The organism is Amycolatopsis sp. NPDC001319 (genome assembly GCF_042896185.1).
Lineage (GTDB): Bacteria > Actinomycetota > Actinomycetes > Mycobacteriales > Pseudonocardiaceae > Amycolatopsis.
This window is the reverse complement of sequence record NZ_JBIAWY010000003.1, coordinates 250,540-269,907: the sequence shown is the minus strand read 5'-3', so window position 1 is coordinate 269,907 and position 19,368 is coordinate 250,540. Positions and strand designations below refer to the sequence as shown.

Annotated in this window: 16 protein-coding genes; 2 read left to right on the top strand and 14 right to left on the bottom strand. The window is 71.2% G+C overall.

Translation table 11 applies throughout. The annotated features are described in order from the left end of the window. Position 1: 1 nt before the first annotated feature. From ACFY1H_RS11765 to ACFY1H_RS11715, 11 genes are all read right to left on the bottom strand, one after another. Positions 2-2,467 (bottom strand): NADH-quinone oxidoreductase subunit G, encoded by a 2,466-nt coding sequence (locus ACFY1H_RS11765; protein WP_386946265.1) that lies wholly within the window; start codon positions 2,465-2,467, stop codon positions 2-4. Beyond that, the gene (gene nuoF, locus ACFY1H_RS11760; protein WP_366589149.1) at positions 2,464-3,753 is read right to left on the bottom strand and encodes an NADH-quinone oxidoreductase subunit NuoF; all 1,290 of its coding nucleotides are present in this window, start codon (positions 3,751-3,753) and stop codon (positions 2,464-2,466) included. The genes ACFY1H_RS11765 and nuoF overlap by 4 nt, the downstream gene beginning before the upstream one ends. Then, entirely contained in the window at positions 3,753-4,616 is an 864-nt protein-coding gene (nuoE, locus tag ACFY1H_RS11755; RefSeq protein WP_366589147.1) for an NADH-quinone oxidoreductase subunit NuoE, read from the bottom strand. The genes nuoF and nuoE overlap by 1 nt, the downstream gene beginning before the upstream one ends. Then, positions 4,613-5,950, bottom strand: coding sequence for an NADH-quinone oxidoreductase subunit D (locus ACFY1H_RS11750; RefSeq protein ID WP_366589211.1), 1,338 nt, complete (start codon positions 5,948-5,950; stop codon positions 4,613-4,615). Before ACFY1H_RS11750 ends, nuoE begins: the two co-directional genes overlap by 4 nt. Before the next feature lie 14 nt (positions 5,951-5,964). Continuing rightward, positions 5,965-6,750: an NADH-quinone oxidoreductase subunit C gene (locus ACFY1H_RS11745; protein WP_366589144.1), complete on the bottom strand. Its 786-nt coding sequence runs from the start codon at positions 6,748-6,750 to the stop codon at positions 5,965-5,967. Beyond that, the gene (locus tag ACFY1H_RS11740; RefSeq protein WP_204091789.1) at positions 6,747-7,295 is read right to left on the bottom strand and encodes an NADH-quinone oxidoreductase subunit B family protein; all 549 of its coding nucleotides are present in this window, start codon (positions 7,293-7,295) and stop codon (positions 6,747-6,749) included. Before ACFY1H_RS11740 ends, ACFY1H_RS11745 begins: the two co-directional genes overlap by 4 nt. A gap of 4 nt (positions 7,296-7,299) precedes the next feature. Next, the gene (locus tag ACFY1H_RS11735; protein ID WP_360597848.1) at positions 7,300-7,716 is read right to left on the bottom strand and encodes an NADH-quinone oxidoreductase subunit A; all 417 of its coding nucleotides are present in this window, start codon (positions 7,714-7,716) and stop codon (positions 7,300-7,302) included. 493 nt (positions 7,717-8,209) lie between these two features. Next, on the bottom strand, positions 8,210-9,502 hold the full coding sequence (locus tag ACFY1H_RS11730; protein ID WP_366589141.1) for a geranylgeranyl reductase family protein: 1,293 nt from the start codon (positions 9,500-9,502) through the stop codon (positions 8,210-8,212). A 1-nt stretch (position 9,503) separates the two neighbouring features. Next, positions 9,504-10,202, bottom strand: a complete 699-nt coding sequence (locus ACFY1H_RS11725; protein WP_366589139.1) for a demethylmenaquinone methyltransferase — start codon at positions 10,200-10,202, stop codon at positions 9,504-9,506. Positions 10,203-11,229: 1,027 nt separating this feature from the next. Further along, positions 11,230-12,333 carry a glycosyltransferase family 1 protein gene (locus tag ACFY1H_RS11720; protein ID WP_366589137.1) on the bottom strand — a complete coding sequence of 368 codons (1,104 nt, stop codon included), beginning with the start codon at positions 12,331-12,333 and terminating at the stop codon, positions 11,230-11,232. A 3-nt stretch (positions 12,334-12,336) separates the two neighbouring features. Further along, the gene (locus tag ACFY1H_RS11715; RefSeq protein ID WP_366589135.1) at positions 12,337-13,455 is read right to left on the bottom strand and encodes a glycosyltransferase family 1 protein; all 1,119 of its coding nucleotides are present in this window, start codon (positions 13,453-13,455) and stop codon (positions 12,337-12,339) included. Positions 13,456-13,631: 176 nt separating this feature from the next. Here ACFY1H_RS11715 and ACFY1H_RS11710 point away from each other — a divergent pair, with 176 nt between their 5' ends. Further along, entirely contained in the window at positions 13,632-14,474 is an 843-nt protein-coding gene (locus tag ACFY1H_RS11710; protein ID WP_220245973.1) for an inositol monophosphatase, read from the top strand. A gap of 165 nt (positions 14,475-14,639) precedes the next feature. Here the strand turns inward: ACFY1H_RS11710 and ACFY1H_RS11705 are convergent, their stop codons facing one another. Both ACFY1H_RS11705 and ACFY1H_RS11700 read right to left on the bottom strand, forming a co-directional pair. Continuing rightward, the gene (locus ACFY1H_RS11705) at positions 14,640-15,113 is read right to left on the bottom strand and encodes a DUF3592 domain-containing protein (RefSeq protein ID WP_366589133.1); all 474 of its coding nucleotides are present in this window, start codon (positions 15,111-15,113) and stop codon (positions 14,640-14,642) included. 119 nt (positions 15,114-15,232) lie between these two features. Further along, positions 15,233-16,750 carry a M1 family metallopeptidase gene (locus tag ACFY1H_RS11700; protein WP_366589131.1) on the bottom strand — a complete coding sequence of 506 codons (1,518 nt, stop codon included), beginning with the start codon at positions 16,748-16,750 and terminating at the stop codon, positions 15,233-15,235. Positions 16,751-16,889: 139 nt separating this feature from the next. Between ACFY1H_RS11700 and ACFY1H_RS11695 the strand changes: the two genes are divergently transcribed. Beyond that, positions 16,890-17,615: a phosphotransferase enzyme family protein gene (locus tag ACFY1H_RS11695; RefSeq protein ID WP_386946866.1), complete on the top strand. Its 726-nt coding sequence runs from the start codon at positions 16,890-16,892 to the stop codon at positions 17,613-17,615. A gap of 3 nt (positions 17,616-17,618) precedes the next feature. Here ACFY1H_RS11695 and menD read toward each other — a convergent pair whose 3' ends face one another. Then, entirely contained in the window at positions 17,619-19,295 is a 1,677-nt protein-coding gene (gene menD, locus ACFY1H_RS11690) for a 2-succinyl-5-enolpyruvyl-6-hydroxy-3-cyclohexene-1-carboxylic-acid synthase (RefSeq protein WP_386946262.1), read from the bottom strand. Positions 19,296-19,368 lie beyond the last annotated feature (73 nt).

Genomic DNA, 19,368 nt, shown 5'->3' with positions numbered 1-19,368 from the left:
CTCACTGTTCACCTCCGGAGATCTGCACCAGCGCGCCGTGACCCGCGGCCAGTGCGGCGCGGACGGCAGAGCCGTCGGAGTTGCCCGGGAGCCACACGACCCCGTCGGGCAGGTCGGCGACTTCGACGGGCAGCGTGATCGAGCCGCGCTCGTTCGACACGCTGACCGTGGCGCCCAGGCCTTCGGCGGTCTTCGCCGAGAGCCGGGCCACGGGCTTGCGCTGCGTGCCCTTGAGGTGCGGTTCGTCGTCCTGCAGCGAGCCGTTGTCGATCAGCTGCCGCCAGGTGGCGAGCACGGCCTGGCCCTCGCCCGGCGCCGGTGCGGCCTGCGCGCCGGTGGCGATGTAGCCGAACTTCGTGGTGCCCTGGCCGAGCTTGGCGAAGTCGCCCGCCGCGGCGGCCGGCGTCTGCGTGAACAGGTCCACGTCCATCTCGACGGCGAGGGTGTCGAGCACCCGGCCGTCGGACAGGGCGCCGGTGCCTTCCACCGTGATGTCGAAGTCGCGGCGGCGGCCCTCCCAGTTGAGGTAGCTGCCCGCCTTCTCGACCGACGGCGCGATCGGCAGGACCACGTCGGCCCGCTCGGTGACCTCGCTCACCCGCAGCTCCAGGCTGACCACGAAGCCCGCGTTGTCGAGCGCGCGGCGGGCCAGGTCCGGGTCGGGCAGGTCGTTGGGGTCGAGCCCGCCGACGACCAGGCCGTCGAGGTCACCACCGGAAGCGGCTTCCAGGATGCCCGTCGTGTCGCGGCCGTCGGCAGCGGGAAGCTCGGCGCCCCAGTGCTTTTCGACCTCGGCGCGAGCCGCCGCGTCGGTGACCGAACGGCCACCCGGCAGCAGCGTCGGCACACAGCCGGTGGCCAGCGCACCGCGCTCACCGGCTCGGCGCGGGATCCACGCGAGCCGCGCGCCCGTGCGCTCGACCAGCGCCCGCAGCGACGAGAACAGGCCGGGAACCTCGGCGGCGCGCTCGCCGACGAGGATCACCGCGTTACCGCCGCTCAGCGCGGAGTCGAGGTCCGGCGCGTGCTGCGCGATCCCGTCGACCGCGGCGGCTTCGCCACCCGGCACGCAGGCGAGCAGTTCACCGAAGGTCTTGCGCACCGACGAGGTGGTCCACTGTCCCAAGTGGACGACGCGGGTGCGGTTCTTGCGAGCCGCCTTGCGCAGCCGCAGGAACACGATCGGCGCCTCGTCCTCCGGCTCGAACGCCACGCACAGGACCGTGCGCGCCCGCTCGATCTCGCCGAAGGTCACGCCGGTCTCCGGCGTGGTGGCCATGACCGACGAGGTGAGGAACGCCAGCTCCTCGGCCGAGTGCGCGCGGGCGCGGAAGTCGATGTCGTTGGTGCGCAAGGCGAGCCGCGCGAACTTCGAGTACGCGTAGGCGTCCTCGACGGTCAGCCGGCCCCCGGTGAGCACCCCGACGCCCTTGCCGTCACGCGCCTTCGCCAGGCCGGCGGCCGCGATGCGCAGCGCGTCGGTCCAGGAGGACTCCTCCAGCACGCCGGCCTCGTTGCGGACGAGCGGGCGGCGGATGCGGTCGTCGGCCTGCACGTAGCGGAACCCGAAGCGGCCCTTGTCGCACAGCCACTCTTCGTTGACCTCGGGGTCGTCGCCGGCGAGCTTGCGCTGCACCTTGCCGCGGCGGAAGTCGGTGCGCTCCGCGCAGCCCGACGAGCAGTGCTCGCACACGCTCGGCGAGGACACCAGGTCGAACGGGCGCGACCGGAACCGGTACGCGGCGCTGGTGAGCGCGCCGACCGGGCAGATCTGGATGACGTTGCCGGAGAAGTAGCTCTGGAACGGCTGGCCGCTCGTGGTGCGCGAGGCCAGGTCCAGCACGTCGGCCGTCTCGGCGGTGCCGATCTGCTGGTGGGCGCCGCGTTCAAGCAGCTCGATGAACGGGTCGCCCGCCACCTGCGCGGAGAACCGCGTGCAGCGCTGGCAGAGCACGCAGCGCTCGCGGTCCAGCAGTACCTGCGTGGAGATCGGCAGCGGCTTCGGGAACGTGCGCTTGGTGTCCACGAACCGCGACTCCGTGCGGCCGTGCGCCAGCGCCTGGTTCTGCAGCGGGCACTCACCGCCCTTGTCGCAGATCGGGCAGTCGAGCGGGTGGTTGATGAGCAGCAGCTCCATCACGCCCTGCTGCGCCTTGTCGGCGACCGGCGAGGTGAGCTGCGTCTTCACGACCATGCCGTCGGCGACCGTCATCGTGCAGGAGGCTTGCGGCTTCGGCATCGGCCGGCCGCCCATCTCCACCTCGACGAGGCACTGGCGGCAGGCGCCGGCCGGGTCGAGCAGCGGGTGGTCGCAGAAGCGCGGGATGACCGTGCCGAGGCGCTCCGCCGTGCGGATCAGCAGCTCGCCCTTGGGCGCGATGACCTCTTCACCGTCGATGGTCAGCTTGACGTAACCCTCGGGGACCGGGGTCTCCGTGGTCGCGGGCTTGTCAGGGGCGATCGTCATGCCTGAGCTCCCACCAATTCGGGCTGGGCGGCCTTGTTCTTCTCGCACAGGTCGAGGAACTCCTGGCGGAAGTACTTGATCCCGCTCTGGATCGGCGACACCGCGCCGTCACCCAGGGCGCAGAACGAGCGGCCGAGGATGTTGTCGCAGACGTCCAGCAGCGTGTCGATGTCCTCGGCGGTGCCGTGGCCCTCGACCATGCGCTCCAGGATCTGCGCGAGCCAGTACGTGCCTTCGCGGCACGGCGTGCACTTGCCGCAGGACTCGTGCTCGTAGAACTCGGTCCACTTCATCACGGCCCACGGCACGGACACGGTCTCGTTGAAGACCTGCACCGCGGTGGTGCCGAGCATCGAGCCGGCCTCCGCCGCGCCCTCGAAGTCGAGCGGCACGTCGAGGTGCTCCGCCGTGAACATCGGCGTGGACGAACCACCCGGCGTCCAGAACTTCAGCGGGATGCCGTCCTTCATGCCGCCCGCGAGCTCCAGCAGCTCGCGCAGGGTGGTGCCGAGCGGGCACTCGTACTGGCCGGGCTTCTCGACGTGGCCGGAGATCGAGTAGATCTTCGGGCCCGGCGACTTCTCGCGGCCCATCTCGCGGAACCAGTCGGAACCCGCGTTGATGATGAACGGCGCGCTCGCGATGGTCTCGACGTTGTTCACCGTGGTCGGCGCGGCGTAGAGGCCGGCGGCCGCGGGGAACGGCGGCTTGAGGCGCGGCTGGCCGCGGCGGCCCTCGAGCGAGTCGAGCAGCGCCGTCTCCTCGCCGCAGATGTACGCGCCGGCGCCGGCGTGCACGGTCAGCTCGAGGTCGTAGCCGGTGCCGAAGATGTTCTTGCCGAGGTAGCCCTTGGCGTACGCCTCGCGCGCGGCCGCGTTGAGCCGGCGGATGCAGTGCAGGGCCTCACCGCGCACGTAGATGAAGCAGTGGTTCGACCGCATCGCGTACGAGGCGATGATGCAGCCCTCGATGAGCGAATGCGGGTCGGCCATCATGAGCGGGATGTCCTTGCACGTGCCCGGCTCGCCCTCGTCGGCGTTGATCACCAGGTAGTGCGGCTTGTCGAAGTTCGGCGGCATGAACGACCACTTCACGCCGGCCGGGAACCCCGCGCCGCCGCGGCCGCGCAGACCGGAGTCCTTGACGACCTGCACCAGCTGCTCGGGCGTGCCGGCGAGCGCCTTGCGCGCCGCGGTGTAGCCCTCGAGCTGCTCGTAGGTTTCGATGCGCCAGGAGTTCGGCGACAGCCAGCGCTTCGTGAGGACCGGGGTAATCGGGTCGGGCATTACTTCTTCTCCACTTCAGGGAGCGGAACATCCTGCGTCGCGGGCGCCGTCCAGCCGCGGTCGGCCGCGATCTGGGCGCCGCGCAGGGTTTCGACGGCCTGCGACGGCCCGTCGACGTCCCCGCGGTAGGTGAGCTCGTCCTCCGGGAAGAACCCGGCCAGCTGCAGCTCCGCGCCCTTGAAGTTCGTCAGCGGCGCGCCGCGCGTGGGGGCCGGCTTCTTGCCCGCCTGCAGCGCGTCGACCAGCGCCACCGCCTTCTCCGGCGTCTGGTTGTCGAAGTACTCGTAGTTGACCTGGATGACCGGGGCGAGGTCGCAGGCCGCGAGGCACTCGGCGTGCTCCAGCGTGATCGAGCCCGGCTCGTTCGGCGTGCCCGCCGTCTCCTCCTGGCCCAGCGGCGCGTCCTCGGAACCGAGGTGCGTCTGGAGCTTCTTGTAGATCGCCTCGCCGCCCATCGCCGCGCACAGCGTGTTGGTGCAGACGCTCACCAGGTGCTCGCCGCAGGGGCGGCGCTTGTACATGGTGTAGAACGTCGCGACCGCGCTGACCTCGGCGTCGGAGAGGTCGAGGTGCTTGGCGCAGAAGGAAATTCCCTCCTGGCTCACGTACCCCTGCACCGACTGCACGAGGTGCAGCATCGGCAGCAGCGCCGAGCGCGCCACCGGGTAGCGGGCGATGATCTCCTTCGCCCGCGTGTGCGTGTCCTCGCCGAACGGGTCCACCGGCGGGTTGTCGGCCAGGATGCCCTCGGCCGCGGCCGGGTCGGGCGCGATGCCGACCACGTCGGTGTCGGGGCCCGCCGCGGCGTGCGTCGTCTTGGCGTCGTGCGGCCCCGGCTCCGGAACTGCCGTCGAGTACGTCATCGGTCCACTCCCCCCATCACCGGGTCGATCGACGCGACCGCGGCGATCACGTCGGCCACCAGCCCGCCTTCGGCCATCGCGGGCATCGACTGCAGGTTCACGAAACTCGGTTCGCGCACGTGCACGCGCAGCGGCCGGGTGCCGCCGTCGGACACCAGGTGCGCCCCGAGCTCACCGCGCGGCGACTCGACCGGCGAGTACACCTGACCCGGCGGCACGTGGAAGCCCTCGGTCACGAGCTTGAAGTGGTGGATCAGCGATTCCATCGACTGGCCCATGATCTTCTTGACGTGCTCGAGCGAGTTGCCCATGCCGTCGCTGCCGATCGAGAGCTGCGCGGGCCACGCGATCTTCTTGTCCTCCACCATGACCGGGCCCGGTTCGAGCATCTTCAGGACCTGCTTGATGATGCGCAGGCTCTGGTGCATCTCCTCGACGCGGATCAGGTAGCGCGCCCAGCAGTCGGCGTCGGTCGAGGTCGGGACGTCGAACTCGATCTCGTCGTAGCGCGAGTACGGCTCGGTCTTGCGCAGGTCCCACGGCAGGCCCGCGGAACGCAGGATCGGGCCGGTGACGCCGAGCGCGAGGCACGCGTCGACCGGCAGGACACCTACGCCCTTGAGCCGGTTGCGCCAGATCGGCTGGCCGGTGAAGAGCTTGTCGTACAAGGGAAGACGGCTGTCCATCACCTTGACGAACGCGGAGACCTTCTCCTGGAAGTCGGCCGGCATGTCCTGCGCGAGACCGCCGGGGCGGATGAACGCGTGGTTCATGCGCAGGCCGGTGAGGTGCTCCAGCAGGTGCAGCACCTCTTCGCGCTCGCGGAAGCCGAGCGTCATCGCCGTGGTGGCGCCGAGCTCCATGCCGCCGGTGGCGATGTAGACCAGGTGCGAGCCGATGCGGTTGATCTCCAGCAGCATCACGCGAAGCAGCTCCGCGCGCGGCGGGGCCTTGATGCCCAGCAGCTTCTCCACACCGAGGCAGTAGGCCATCTCCGTGGACAGCGGCGCCAGGTAGTCCATGCGCGTCACGAACGTGACGCCCTGGGTCCACGTGCGGAACTCGCAGTTCTTCTCGATGCCGGTGTGGAGGTAGCCGATGACCGACCGCAGCTGCGTGACGGTCTCGCCCTCCATCTCCAGCACGAGCCGGAGCACGCCGTGCGTCGACGGGTGCTGCGGGCCCATGTTGATGACCATGCGCTCGTCGTGCTGCGCGTCGGCGACGACGTCGTCCCAGTCGCCACCGGAGACCGTGTAGACGCGGCCTTCGGTGGTGTCGCGCGAGTCGGCGTAACCGAAAGCTTCTTCGTCGCCGTCGATGATCTCGGACATGTTCTCGCTGGTAGTCACGAGTACGACCTCCGCTGGTCCGGCGGCGGGATTTCCGCGCCCTTGTATTCGACCGGGATCCCGCCGAGCGGGTAGTCCTTGCGCTGGGGGTGGCCGTCCCAGTCGTCCGGCATGAGGATGCGGGTCAGCGCGGGGTGGCCGTCGTAGACGATGCCGAACATGTCCCAGGTCTCGCGCTCCTGCCAGTCGGCCGTCGGGTAGAGCCCGACGAGCGAGGGCACGTGCGCGTCGTCCACGTCGAGGGTGACCTCGACGCGGATGCGGCGCCTGTAGGTCATCGACGTGAAGTGGTACACGGAGTGCAGGCGCTGCGGCACGTCCACGCCGTAGTCCACACCGGACACCGAGCTCAGCAGCTCGAAGCGCAGGCCGGCGTCGTCGCGCAGCACGCGGGCGACCTCCAGCAGGTGCTCGCGGTCGACGTAGAAGGTGATCTCGTCGCGGTGGACCGTGGTCTGCAGGATCGCCGCGGCCGGAACCTTGTTGTCCGCCAAGGCCGCGTAGAACTCGTCGGCGAACTCGTCGAACCAGCCGCCGTACGGGCGCTCGGCCGGGGGCGGGCTGTAGGCGGGCAGGCGCACGCCGCCGTAGCCGGAGGTGTCACCGCTGCCGGTGACGCCGAACATGCCCTTGCGGGCGCGGCCGGCGACAACGGGTTCCACCGGAGCGGCGGGCGTGGTGCCCTGCGGCTCGAGACCGGCTTCGGGGCGCTCGGCGCTGGACTGCTCGCCACCGGTTTCGGGGGTTTCTGCGTTTTCGGGGTTGTCGGCCACCGGGCTCACTTCTTCGCGTACTTGATCGACGAGGGGATCAGCTCGGTGCGCGCGCCGCTGGCCGCGCGGATGGCGGCGCGGCGGGCGTTGATCGGCTCGTCCTGGATCTTGGCGTGCAGCTTGAGGATCGCGTCGAGCAGCATCTCCGGGCGCGGCGGGCAGCCGGGGAGGTACATGTCGACCGGCACCACGTGGTCGACGCCCTGCACCACGGCGTAGTTGTTGAACATGCCGCCCGACGAGGCGCACACGCCCATCGCGAGCACCCAGCGCGGCTCGGCCATCTGGTCGTAGATCTGGCGCAGGACGGGCGCCATCTTCTGCGTCACGCGGCCGGCCACGATCATCAGGTCGGCCTGGCGCGGGGTGGCGGAGAAGCGCTCCATACCGAAGCGCGCGATGTCGTAGCGGGAACCGCCGACCGTCATCATCTCGATCGCGCAGCACGCGAGCCCGAAGGTGGCGGGCCACAGGGAGTTCTTGCGCGCCCAGTTGACCAGGCCCTCGAGGCTGGCCAGCAGGATGCCGTTGGGGAGTTTCTCTTCGAGGCCCATGGCTTCAGTTCCAATCCAGGCCGCCGCGCCGCCACACGTAGGCGTACGCGAACCCGACCGTAACGATGAACAGCACGATCTCCACCAGGCCGAACACACCGAGCGCGTTCGCGTTCACGGCGAACGGGTAGAGGAACACCATCTCGATGTCGAACAGGATGAAGAGCATCGCCGTGATGTAGTACGCCACCGGCATCCGGCCGCCGCCGACGAGCGGCTGCGGCGAAGGCTCGATCCCGCATTCGTAGGCCGAGAGCTTCGCCTTGTTGTAGCGGCTGGGGCCGACGAGCGGGCCCAGCAGCACCGACAGGGTGGCGAACGCGAGCGCCAGCACGAACAACAGGACGAGCGGCAGGTACACCTTCAGGCCAGGCGCGGCCGCAGCTCCACTGGGGTCGGCCTGCGCCAGCACGGGCAACATCAGCACGGGGTCTTCGCCATCCTTTCCGCGCCGCTGCGGGTTGCTTCTCGGGTGGTGGTCCGCTTCCTCGTCGGCACCCTAAGGGAGCTGGGTCACACCGCCGAGGGTCAGGGCACCCTTACGGCCCGTGGCCGGGCCACGGGGTGCTTGTGAAATAGTTCACAAGCCACTCGTCGTGGATGTGAAGCGATTCACAAGCATGGGGGGAGTGTAGGACGCGACTCACACGGCCGTCTCTAGGGGCCGTGGTATAAGGCTTACCTAACTTGACCGCCCGGCCAGGACGGTGCGGCGCCGGTCGCACTCGCGGGACCAGCGATTTAGGGGTTGATTACCGGATGAGCCGGGGACAATCCGGACGTGATCTTGTGACGTATCCCACCTGACCGGCCGGGCAACCATTGCTCCAGCCGTGTATCGGCGCACCGGCTCGTGGGACGGCAGCGAGCCGGAGCGGGGTCCTCCGGCCGGTCGCTGGGGGTAGTCGGCTCGGTCAGCGAGGAGTGGGCGTGACCCGCGCGAGGGCCGAGATGAGGCGGTCGACGCCGTCGCCGCCCTTGGCGTCGTAGCAGCCGGAAAGTCCCTTGTACACCAACGGAAGGATCTTGTTGATCCGCAGGCCGTACTTGGTGCACGCGTGCATGACCTTGGGGTTGCCGATGAGCTTCGCGAAGACGTTGCCGAGGCGGTAGTAGCCGCCCATCAGCTCACCGACGGCGCGCGGGTAACCCTGCAGCGCGCGCTCGCGCGAAGGGCCTTCGCGGCGGGCCAGCGCCTGCACGACGACCTCCGACGCGAGCTGCGCCGACTCCATCGCGGCGGAGATGCCTTCGCCGTTGAACGGGCTGACCATGCCGCCGGCGTCGCCGAGCAGCAGGAGGCCGTCGCGGTAGTGCGGGGTGCGGTTGAAGCCCATGGGGAGACCGGCGCCGCCGACCTTGCCGATGGCGTTCTCCTCGCGGTAGCCCCATTCCTCGGGCGTGCCGTCGAGCCACTGGCGCAGGAGCGCGCGGTAGTCGGTGTTGCGGAAGGAAGCCGAGGTGGAGAGCATGCCGAGGCCGACGTTCACGGTGCCGTCGCCGAGCGGGAAGGCCCAGCCGTAGCCCGGGAGCAGCTTGGGGTTGCGCGGGTCGGAGCGGTCCCACAGCTCGAGGTGGCCCTCGATGAACGGGTCGTCGTGGCGCGGGCTCTTGTAGTACCGGCGCACGGCGACGCCCATGGGGCGCTTCTCGTTCTTCTCGATGCCGACGCTCAGCGCGAGCCGCGCGGACACCCCGTCACACGCCAGCACGAGCGGCGCGCGGTAGCTGACCGGCGTCTTCTCGGGGCCGACCTTCGCCTCGACGCCGATCACGCGGCCGGACGGGCTGGTGATGGCGTTGGTGACGGTGGTGCGCTCGTACAGGCGCGCGCCGGCCTTGACCGCGGTCTTGGCCAGCAGGTCGTCGAAGTCCTGGCGCGTGCGGGCGACGCCGTAGGGCGGGTAGCTGGTGAGGTCGGGCCAGTCGAGCTCCAGCGTGAGGTCGCCGGTGAGGATGCGCAGGCCGCGGTTGCGGACCCAGCCGTTCTCCTCGCTCGTGTCGATGCCCAGGTCGATCAGCTGCTTCACGCCACGCGGCGTGAGGCCGTCGCCGCAGACCTTCTCACGCGGGAACTCGGTCTTCTCCAGCAACAGCACGTCGACCCCCGCGCGCGCGAGGTACGTGGCCGCGGTGGAACCGGCCGGTCCGGCGCCGACCACGATCACTTCGGCGTCGTGGTCCGGGCTGCGGCGGGAGATCGTCATGTCACGAGTCTACGGAGGGCTTCTTCGCGCGGTGAATGGCGACGACGCCGAATGTGAGGTTCAGCCACTCGACCTCGATCCAGCCCGCGCTCGCGATGATCTCGCCGAGCGCCCGCTGGTCGGGCCACGCGAGCATGGATTCGGCCAGGTAGGAGTACGCCTCGGGGTTCGTCGACGAGCGGCTGCCGACCCAGGTGAGCAGCTTCAGGACGAAGCGCCGGTAGAAGAACCGGATGGGCGCGAAGGTGGGCGTGGAGACCTCGCAGATGACCAGTCGGCCACCGGGCTTGACCACCCGCAGTATTTCCGTGAGGGCGGCCTTGGTGTCGACGAAGTTCCTCAGCGCGAGGGAGATCGTGACGGCGTCGAACGAGTCGTCCGCGAACGGCAGGTGCAACGCGTCCGCCGCGACCATCGGCAGCTTCCGCCGCAGTCCCGCCCGCAACATCCCGAGCGAGAAGTCGGCCGCGACGCAGTAGGCGCCGTTGCGCGCGTACTCGACCGTCGAGACGCCCGTGCCGGCCGCCAGGTCCAGCACCTTCTCCCCCGGCTTGGCGTCCAGCACCCGCGCCGTGGTGGTCCTCCACCGCCGGTCGAACCCGAACGTCATGAACGAATTCGCCCGGTCATAACCGGACGCCACGCCATCGAACATCGCGGCGACTTCGTGCGGATCCTTGTCCAGACTGGCGCGGGGCATGCCTCGAATCTAGACACTGGCGTGCGGACTGGACGCTGAGGGTGGCTGAGGCGCTGGTCAGGAGGGCTGGGTCGGGTCCGGTCCGGTCCGGGACCGCGACGGCGGGGGTCGGGTCGCGACGGCGGGGCTCTGTCGCGGTGTCACGGGGGCCCGGTCGCGACGGTTGGCGCGGCGTGAGGGGCGCTGTCGCGCCTCGGCCATGGCACGAACGGTCCCCTCACGCGCCGCCAACGGCACGAACGGTCCACTCGCACGCGGCCACCGGCGCGAACGGTCCCTTCGCCCCACCAACGCGGCGCGATCGGTCCCCTCGCGCGCCGCCGACGGCACGAAGGGTCCCCTCGCGCAGCGCGGGTCGGCGCGACTGGACCGTTCGCGATCGGACCACTCGCACCCAGCGGGCCGGCACGAACCGTCCCCTCGCGACCCGCGCACGGCGCGAACGGTCCTTTCGTGCCCCAGTGCGCGACACGAGCGGTCACCTCGCACCTGCGGCACGGCGCGAACGGTCCACTCGCGCCGCTTGCACACCGCGAGCGGCCCCTTCGTGCCCGCCGCGCGGCGCTAAAGGTCCCGTCGCACCGAGCAACCTGCGCGAACGGTCCCCTCGCACCCTCGGATGGCGCGATCGGTCCTCTCGCGCGCGGCCACCGGCGCGAAAGGTCCACTCGCGCAGCCGGGTCGGCGCGACTGGACCGTTCGCGATCGGACCACTCGCACCCAGCAGGCGGCACGAACCGTCCCATCACGCTCATCGCATCTCCCGAACCGTCCCCTCGGGACCCAGTGCGCGACACCAGCGGTCACCTCGCACCTGCGGTAGGGCGCGATCGGACCACTCGCACCCAGCAGCCGGCACGAACCGTCCCCTCGCGACCCGCGCACGGCGCGACCGGTCCACTCGTGCCCGTTGGGCGGTGCGAGGGGACCGGTCGCGGTTCGGCTGGGACCCCGGGTCAGTCCGAGTGGGCTGGTCCGGGATGGGTTGATCCCCACGGACCAAACCCGAACCGACCCAAGCGAAACCTCACCCAAGCGCAGCGAGCATCCCCCGCACCGACTCCGGCCAGGCGAATTCCTCGGCGCGCGCCCGGGCGGCGGCGCGGCGGAGGTCTTCGGGGCTGTCCAGGAGGCCGGTGACGGCGGTGGCGAAGGCGGGGGCGTGGTCGTCAACGGCGGCGCCGCAGCCGGGGCGGACGATTTCGCGCAGGGCGGAGGAGGCGGAGACCACGACGGGGGTGCCGGAGGCGAGGGCTTCGAGGGCGGCCAGGCCGAAGGTCTCGTGGGGGCCCGGGGCGAGCGACACGTCGGCGGTGGCCAGCAGGCGGGCGACTTCGTCGCGGCCGGAGAGGAAGCCCAGGAACGTCACGGGGAGGCCGCGGGCGCGGCGTTCCAGCGCGCGTCTTCGAGGCCCGTCGCCGGCGATCACCAGGCGCACGCGGGCGCCGGACTCCGTCAGTTCCGCCACGGTGTCCACGCTGCGCTCGACGTGTTTCTCGGGAGACAATCGTCCACAGTGGACCAACAACGCATCCGCCCCATCGGCCAGGGAATGGCGCCACGAGTCCGAGCGCATCGAGGGGGCGAAGGTCGCCAAGTCGACGCCCAACGGGACCCGACGGACGTTCGGTGCCGCGATCCGGTCGAACTCGGCGCGGGCGAAAGCAGTGGTGCAGACGACCGTGTCGTAGCTGGCGGCCATGCGGCGGTTGGCGACGTCCGCCACGCCCCGCGCGACCGGTCGGGGCAGGAGAAACTGCTCCAGCAGGCGGTCGAGGCGCTCGTGGGAGATCACGGTGCTGGGCACCCCGTTGCGACGCGCCCAGGTGCCCATGCCGCGCAGCGTCAGCCGGTCGGAGACCTCCAGGCGGTCCGGCGAAAGCCGCCGCAGCACGGACCGCACACGATGGGGGTCGACGGCCCGGTAGCCACCCGTGCCGGGGATCCGGGGCGCCGGCAGCGAGTACCGGCGCACGCCCGTGGGCAGTGTCTCCACCGCGTACCGGGTGCCCGGCACGACGAGGGTCACGCGGTGCCCGCTGGCGACATAACCCGCGCCGAGGTGGTGCAGGGCGGTCCGCAGCCCTCCCGAGCGCGGCCCGTAGAAGTTCGCCAGCTGGACGATGTGCATCGCTCAGGCCGCGCGCGCGGCCCGGTCCTGCACGGCCTCGTAGTGCCCCACCAGCTCCCGGCACACCGCGGGCCACGTCCGGCCCAGCACGACCTTGCGGGCCTTCTCCCCCAGCCGCGCCCGCAGGGCCGCGTCGCGCAGGTCGTCGATGCGCTCGACGAGGGCGCGGCCGAACTCGTCGCGGTCGGCGGGCAGCAGGTAGCCCGTGCGGCCGGGCAGGACGAGGTCTTTCGGGCCGCCCGCGTCGGGCGCGAGCACCGGCAGGCCGGAGGCCATGGCTTCCTGGACGGCCTGGCAGAACGTCTCGTGCGGTCCGGTGTGGACGAACACGTCGAGGCTCGCGTAGGCCACCGACAGCTCGTCGCCGTACTTCGCGCCGAGGAAGGCGGCGCCGGGGAGACGTTCGCGCAGCGAGGGCAGCTCGGGGCCATCGCCGACCACGACCACGCGGATGCCGGGCACGCCGGCCAGCGACACGAGCCGGTCGACCTCCTTCTCCGGAGCCAAGCGGCCGACGAAGCCCACGAGCAGCTCGCCGTTCGGCGCCAGCTCGGCCCGCAGCGCCGGGTCGGCGTGCGAAGGCGAGAAGCGGTCGATGTCCACGCCGCGGGCCCAGCGGTGCACGCGGGGCACACCGTGCAGCTGGAGCTGCTCGACGGAGTCGGACGACGGCGCAAGCGTCCGGTCGGCGCGCGAGTGCACGCGGCGCACCCAGCGCCAGGCGGCGCGCGCGCCGATGCCGAAGCCGTACGACGTGGCGAAGCCCGCGATGTCGGTCTGGTAGACGGCGATCGACGGCACCCGCAGGCGCCGCGCGGCGGCCAGGCCACGCGCGCCCACCACGAACGGCGAGGCCAGGTGCACCACGTCCGGCCGGAAGCCGCTGAGCGCCGTGAGCACCGTGCGCGTCGGCAGGCCGATCGGCAGGGAGTGCACGCCGGGCACGTCCAGCGCGGGGATGCGGACGACCGGTGCGCCGCGGTAGGACTCGGGCCCCGGTCCCGGCGCCACCACGAGCACGTCGTGAGCGCGGTCGACCAGGTGCTCGACGACCCGCAGCACGGAGTTCGTCACGCCGTTCACCTGGGGCAGGAAACTTTCGGTGACTATGGCGACTCGCACCCGGCCACTGTCGCACCGGCGTGCGCGAACCGGACCAATCCTTCGTGACCGATGGGCCAACGGTGTTCGAACACTCCGAAGCGTCCGGGTCCGAATACAGTCCGTCGACAGATTCGCCACGACATGTCACCTCAAGGTCGTGTCCCGGAAACCAGGACGGCCCAGACTAAGCAGGCATGACCCTCTTGTCCTCCAGGCCGTCGCAGCCCGTGGAGCCGGGGCTGCTCTCGAGGGCTCTCGAGGTGGCCGGCCGGCTGGCCAACGACGCCACCGACGTGATCACCGCGACGGCGGGCCGCGGAGCCCACCCCTCGACCCTGGACTCCCCGTTCGACTGGGTCACCGACACCGACAGAATCCTCGAGCGCCACACCCGCCGGGTGCTGACGGCCGAGTTCCCCGGCATCCCCGTGGTGGGTCACGAGTTCGGCGCCGACCACGGCGCCGACGTGGCCGAGTACCGCTGGGTCGTGGACTCCGTCGACGGCACCGCCAACTACGTCGCCGGCGTGCCGTGGTGCGCGTACAGCCTCGCGCTGATCGACGCGTCCGGGCCGGTGGTGGGGGTGGTCGCCGACCCGTACCGCGCCCAGATCTACGCCGCCGCCCGCGGCCGCGGCGCCCGTGCCAACGGCAAGCCCATCCAGCTCGTCGACCGTCGCGTGACGGCCGGCGCCATCGTCTGCACCGAGCTCGCGCGCAAGGGGCCGTGGCCGGGGATGGGCGGCTTCATCGAGCGCGCGGCGGCCGCCCACGCGGGCGTGCGGGTGCTGGGCTCGGCCGCGCTGTCGATCGCGCAGGTCGCGCTCGGCCACGCGGCCGCGGCGGTGCTGCACAGCTACCACGAATGGGACGTCGCCGGCTCCGTCGCCATGGCCATCGAGGCCGGTGCGGTGGTGCTGGACAAGCACGGCGAAGACACGACGCTGCCGACAGACGGCCTCTTGGTGGCCGCTCCGGGGGTCGCCGACGAGGTGCTGAGCTGGTGGCAGGAGACGGCCACGGTCGCCACGACCTGACGCGGCGTTCGGGCGGCCGGGGCACGGTCGCCTGAGCGCTACGCTTGATCGCGGCGAACCCGCCGGCGGGTGAACACGAAGCCCACAGCCACCCGCGCGACAACGGCCGCGGCGCACAGCAAGAGGGTCAGGCGCCGCCGGCAGAGACCACCGAGCGCGGCCGCGTCAGGCGACCGGGACCTCCGGCACCTCGGTCGCCGCCCGGGCGGCCCGGTCGCGCTTGATCAGGCGGCGCAGCCACCACATCAGCGGGCCCGCGACCAGCCAGGTGATCAGGATCGTCGTGCCGAGCGGCAGGAGGGTGAGCGTCGCGGTGCGGCCGGCGACGCGGGCGGTGCGGTCGGGGTTCGTGACGTCGTACTCGATGGCCACGAGCTGGCCCGCCAGGAGGCCGGACGGGTACAGGACGCCGTTGGCCGGGCTGTGGACGATGCCGTCCGGGCTCTGGAACTGGATGATCGTGCGATCGAAGTTCACGGACTCGACGGTGGCCGTGGCCGTGCCGAGGTGGGACTCGATGGCGTTGTCGTTGCGGATCGCCGCGAAGAGCAGGCTCACGCACATGACGGTGAGGAGCGAGGCGACACCGAGGACGGCGAACCATCCGATGCGCCTCGCCCGCTCACGCCTGACCGTCACGTCGCAAGGCTACCAATCCGGCCGAAAGCAGGCCGACGCCCGCTCGGCACGTAACCGTTGCTACGAAGCCATTCGGCCGTGACTGTGGTCCGATCGGTAACGATCGGTACAGGAGAGCGTCACCGTTCGCCCGCGGCAGCGAGCATGCGGTGGTTGGCCCGGATCTGGTCGTAGGACTTCGGCTTGACCAGAGCGTGGGCCGCCCGAGCAGACCGAGCCGCGGCACCGTTGGGACCGACGGCCGGCTTGCCCTTCGTGAACAGCCACGTCTGGAACAACGCCTGCAGCGGCTTGCCCGACACCTGCTCGGCCAGCGCCTCGAACTCCGGGATCACGCCGTTGCCGCCGACCTTCGTGGCCTGCCACTTCTGCAGGATGGCGAAGAACGCGTCGTCGCCGACGGTGGTGCGCAGCGCCTGCAGGGCCATCGCGCCGCGGTCGTAGACGGCGCCGTCGAACTGGTTCTCCTCACCCGGGTCGCCGGGCAGGACCTGCCAGAACGCGTCGTCGGCGGCGTAGGAGTCGTAGGCGTACTGCGCGAGCTCGGCCGTGGTGCCCTCGCCCTCGTGCTCGGACCACAGGTACTCGGCGTAGGACGCGAAGCCCTCGTTGAGCCAGATGTCGCTCCACTTGCCGAGGGAGACGTTGTCGCCGAACCACTGGTGGGCGTTCTCGTGGGCGATGAGGGTGGTGTTGGAGCCGTTGAGGAAGTTCTTCAGCCCGTAGGTGGGGCGGGTCTGGTTCTCGAGCGAGAACGTGATGCCGCTGGTGACCACGCCACCCTCGGCCTCGAACGGGAACGGCCCGAACTGCGTGGCCAGGAACGCGTCGATCTCCGGCGTCCGCTCGACGCTCGCCTTGGCCGCGTAGAGGGAGTCGCCGAGGTCGGAGCCGTACGCGGTGATGAACGGCTTGCCGTCCGGCGTCGTCGACTGGTTGACCTCGTACTTGCCCACGACGAACGACGTCAGGTACGTGGCCTGCGGCTTCGTGCTGCGCCAGTTCCACCGCGTCCAGCCGGCGCGCGACTGGGTCTTGCGCACGAGCGTCCCGTTCGTGATGGCCGCGTTGCCGTCGGGCGCCTCGATGCTGACGTCGTAGGTGGCCTTGTCCGTCGGGTGGTCGTTGGACGGGAACCACCACTGCGCGCTCTGCGGCTCGTCGACGCCCAGCGCGCCGAACGCGCCGTGCTTCCAGCCGTGCAACCCGTCGACGGCCTCGGTGGACGGCGTGTCGTCGTAGGCCACGACGACGGTGGTGGTCTGGCCCTTGAGCAACGGGTGCTGGGGCGTGATGACGAGCTCGCCGTTGCCGTTCTGGTTGGCGAACGTCGCGGCCTCGTTGCCGACCAGCACGCTCTTGGCCTTGAGCGCGAAGTCGAGGTCGAACCGCGACAGGTCCTGCGTCGCGGTGAGCAGCAGGGTCGTCGTGCCCGCCAGCCGGTCGGTGTCCGGCTGGTAGGTCAGGCGGATGTCGTAGTGCAGGACGTCGGTGCCGCCGTTGCCGGCGTTGGGGTAGTACGGATCACCCACCCCCGGCGCCCCCGGCTGCGGCGCGGCCGACGCCACCCCCGCCACCAGCACCGACACCACTCCCGCCGCGACCAACCCGAGCCCGGCCCGACCTCTTCCACGCATGGCGTTTCCTCCCAGACGGTGATCAACGCGCTCGAACGTAGCCAGGGTTCGAGTTGCGAGGTACGTCCGTTGGGAGGTTCTTACCCGCTGGGACCGCGGAAGGTAATCACTTGACGGGGTGGCGAAACTCAGTCGGGTGATGGAAGAACCGCTGGTCGGGAACATGACGAGCGGCATCGTCCGCGTCGGCGCCACGGTGCGGCGCCCGGCGGGGCCGTGGACTGAAGCCGTCGACGCGCTGCTCGGGTACCTGCATTCGGCCGGCTTCCACGCGGCGCCGCGGCCGCTCGGGCGAGACGAGCGCGGCCGGCAGGTGCTGGAGTTCGTGCCGGGTGAGGTGGGCGGCCCGTACTCCCCCGGCGACCTGCGAGAGCTCGGCCGCACGCTGGCGGAGCTGCACCTGGCGCTGGCCGGCTTCGTGCCGCCGCCGGGCGCGGTCTGGCAGCGGCTCATCCCGCCGGACCGTGAGGAACTCGTGTGCCACAACGACGTCGCGCCGTGGAACCTCGTGCGAGCCGAGCGGGGGTGGGTGCTGATCGACTGGGACTGCACCGCGCCGGCCTCGACGGTGTGGGACCTCGCCTACACCGCGCAGACCACGGCGGACCTGCGCGCCGACCGGCCGGTCGCGGAATCCGCCACCCGTCTGCGCGCGTTCACCGACGGCTACGGCCTCGACGAGCGCCGGCGTGCTGAACTCGCGGCCGCGCTCGGCCGCCGCGCCCGGGCGATGCACGACTTCCTGCGGGCGAACGCCGGCACGCAGCCGTGGTCACGGATCTGGCGTGAGGACGGCCCGTACTGGCTGGCGACCGCCGACTACCTCGACGCCCACCAGGACGCGTGGCGAGCGGCGCTGGATTGAACCTCAGCCGTGGCCGACGGCCGAGGCCACGGCCTTGCGCAGGCGCGCGTGCAGGTCGCGGTGGCGGGAGCGGTCCACGCGCACCTCGACGACGCGCAGGCCCGGCGCGGGCTTCAGCGCGGCGCGGAACTCCGACACCGAGGTGGCCACCACGTGCGGCACCCGGTAGCCCGCGCACAGCGCGCCCAGGTCGGCGCCGTGGGGAGTGCCGAACACGCGCTCGAAGCTGTCGGCGTGTTCGGGCGCGCCCTGTTCCAGCAAGGAAAAGATCCCGCCACCGTCGTCGTTCAGGACGACGATGGTGAGGTCCGGACGTTGCTCGGCGGGACCGGTCAGCAGGCCGGAAGCGTCGTGCAGGAACGTCAGATCGCCCAGCAACGCGTACGAAGGCGCGCGGTGCACGGTGGCCGCACCAATGGCCGTGGAGACGGTGCCGTCGATGCCGGCGACGCCGCGGTTGCGGTGGACCAGCACGTCGGGACGCAGGGTCCCGGCCAGGGCGACATCGCGGGTCGGGTTCGAGGAGCCCACCACCAGAAGAGCGCCCTGCGGCAAGGCGTCCACCAGTTCCGACGCGACGCTCAACCCGCTGGGCCACGGTTCCGCGGCGAGAGCCGACGAAACGGCCGCCGCGGCGGCCGCGTCGGCGCGTTGCCAGCCGGCGAGCCACTCCGGGTCGGCGGGCTTCGTGGGCTCGGCGAACCACTGGCCGACCTGGCGGACGTTGTGCGCCGGCGCGGGCCAGTCGGAGTCCGGGCGGACGAGCAGGACCTCGACCGCGGGGTCCGAGAGCACCTTCTGGACCTGCCGGAACACCGTCGGCCGGCCGAGGCAGAGGACCTGCTCCGGCTTGTGGTGCGAAATGAACTCCTCGACGCCCAGCAGCCACGCGCCCGACGAGATGGCCGTGGAGCCGGACAAGCCCAGACCACCGGTTTCCGAAACCACCGGCCAGCCGTGCTGCTCGGCCCACTCGCTGGCCGCCTGCACGCCGGTGTCGCACGCGATCACGAGGCCGTGGCGGGCCGAGGGCACCACGAACGACGGCAGGGCGCCGAAGTCGGGCAGTTCGGTCCAGCGTTCGCCGTCGGCTCGGCCTTCGGTGGATTCGTACCACTCGCCGTCGTCGTCGAGGTCCGGGACGAGCGGCTCGCGGAACGGGATGTTCAGGTGCACCGGGCCGCTGCGCCACTCGCCGTAGGCGGCGTTCCAGGCGCGGCAGATCTGGCTGCGCCAGTAGGAGTTCTGGCCGGCGCGCCGCTCGGCGACGGCAAGCTCGTCGAAGTAGCGCACGGCGTCGCCGTAGAGCTGGTACTGGTCGATCACCTGGCTGGCGCCGGCGGACCGCAGCTCGGGCGGCCGGTCGGCGGTGAGCACGATCAGCGGCACGCCCGCGCGGTCGGCCTCGAGCACGGCCGGGTGGAAGTTCGCGGCTGCCGTGCCGGAGGTGCAGACCACCGCCGACGGCCGGCCCGTGCGGGCGGCGATGCCGAGCGCGAGGAAGGCGGCGCCGCGCTCGTCGATGCGGACGTGGAGCTTCAGCCGGCCGGCCGCGGCCGCGTCGTAGAGCGCGATCGACAGCGGCGCGTTACGCGAGCCCGGGCAGAGGACGACGTGGGACACGGTGTTGCGGACCAGTTCGTCGACGATGACCCTGGCCTGCGCGGTGGAGGGGTTCACCGGCAGGCTCCGGGTAAGTCGCCCACGGACGCGCTACCTCCCGCGGAGGCGGCATCAGGCACAGCAGAGATGT

What these genes read in the sequence shown, in the direction of transcription:
- ACFY1H_RS11765 (WP_386946265.1), bottom strand. Translation starts at nt 2,467, where the DNA reads ATGACGATCGCCCCTGACAAGCCCGCGACCACGGAGACCCCGGTCCCC.
- nuoF (WP_366589149.1), bottom strand. Translation starts at nt 3,753, where the DNA reads ATGCCCGACCCGATTACCCCGGTCCTCACGAAGCGCTGGCTGTCGCCG.
- nuoE (WP_366589147.1), bottom strand. Translation starts at nt 4,616, where the DNA reads ATGACGTACTCGACGGCAGTTCCGGAGCCGGGGCCGCACGACGCCAAG.
- ACFY1H_RS11750 (WP_366589211.1), bottom strand. Translation starts at nt 5,950, where the DNA reads ATGTCCGAGATCATCGACGGCGACGAAGAAGCTTTCGGTTACGCCGAC.
- ACFY1H_RS11740 (WP_204091789.1), bottom strand. Translation starts at nt 7,295, where the DNA reads ATGGGCCTCGAAGAGAAACTCCCCAACGGCATCCTGCTGGCCAGCCTC.
- ACFY1H_RS11735 (WP_360597848.1), bottom strand. Translation starts at nt 7,716, where the DNA reads ATGTTGCCCGTGCTGGCGCAGGCCGACCCCAGTGGAGCTGCGGCCGCG.
- ACFY1H_RS11730 (WP_366589141.1), bottom strand. Translation starts at nt 9,502, where the DNA reads ATGACGATCTCCCGCCGCAGCCCGGACCACGACGCCGAAGTGATCGTG.
- ACFY1H_RS11725 (WP_366589139.1), bottom strand. Translation starts at nt 10,202, where the DNA reads ATGCCCCGCGCCAGTCTGGACAAGGATCCGCACGAAGTCGCCGCGATG.
- ACFY1H_RS11720 (WP_366589137.1), bottom strand. Translation starts at nt 12,333, where the DNA reads ATGCACATCGTCCAGCTGGCGAACTTCTACGGGCCGCGCTCGGGAGGG.
- ACFY1H_RS11710 (WP_220245973.1), top strand. Translation starts at nt 13,632, where the DNA reads ATGACCCTCTTGTCCTCCAGGCCGTCGCAGCCCGTGGAGCCGGGGCTG.
- ACFY1H_RS11700 (WP_366589131.1), bottom strand. Translation starts at nt 16,750, where the DNA reads ATGCGTGGAAGAGGTCGGGCCGGGCTCGGGTTGGTCGCGGCGGGAGTG.
- ACFY1H_RS11695 (WP_386946866.1), top strand. Translation starts at nt 16,890, where the DNA reads ATGGAAGAACCGCTGGTCGGGAACATGACGAGCGGCATCGTCCGCGTC.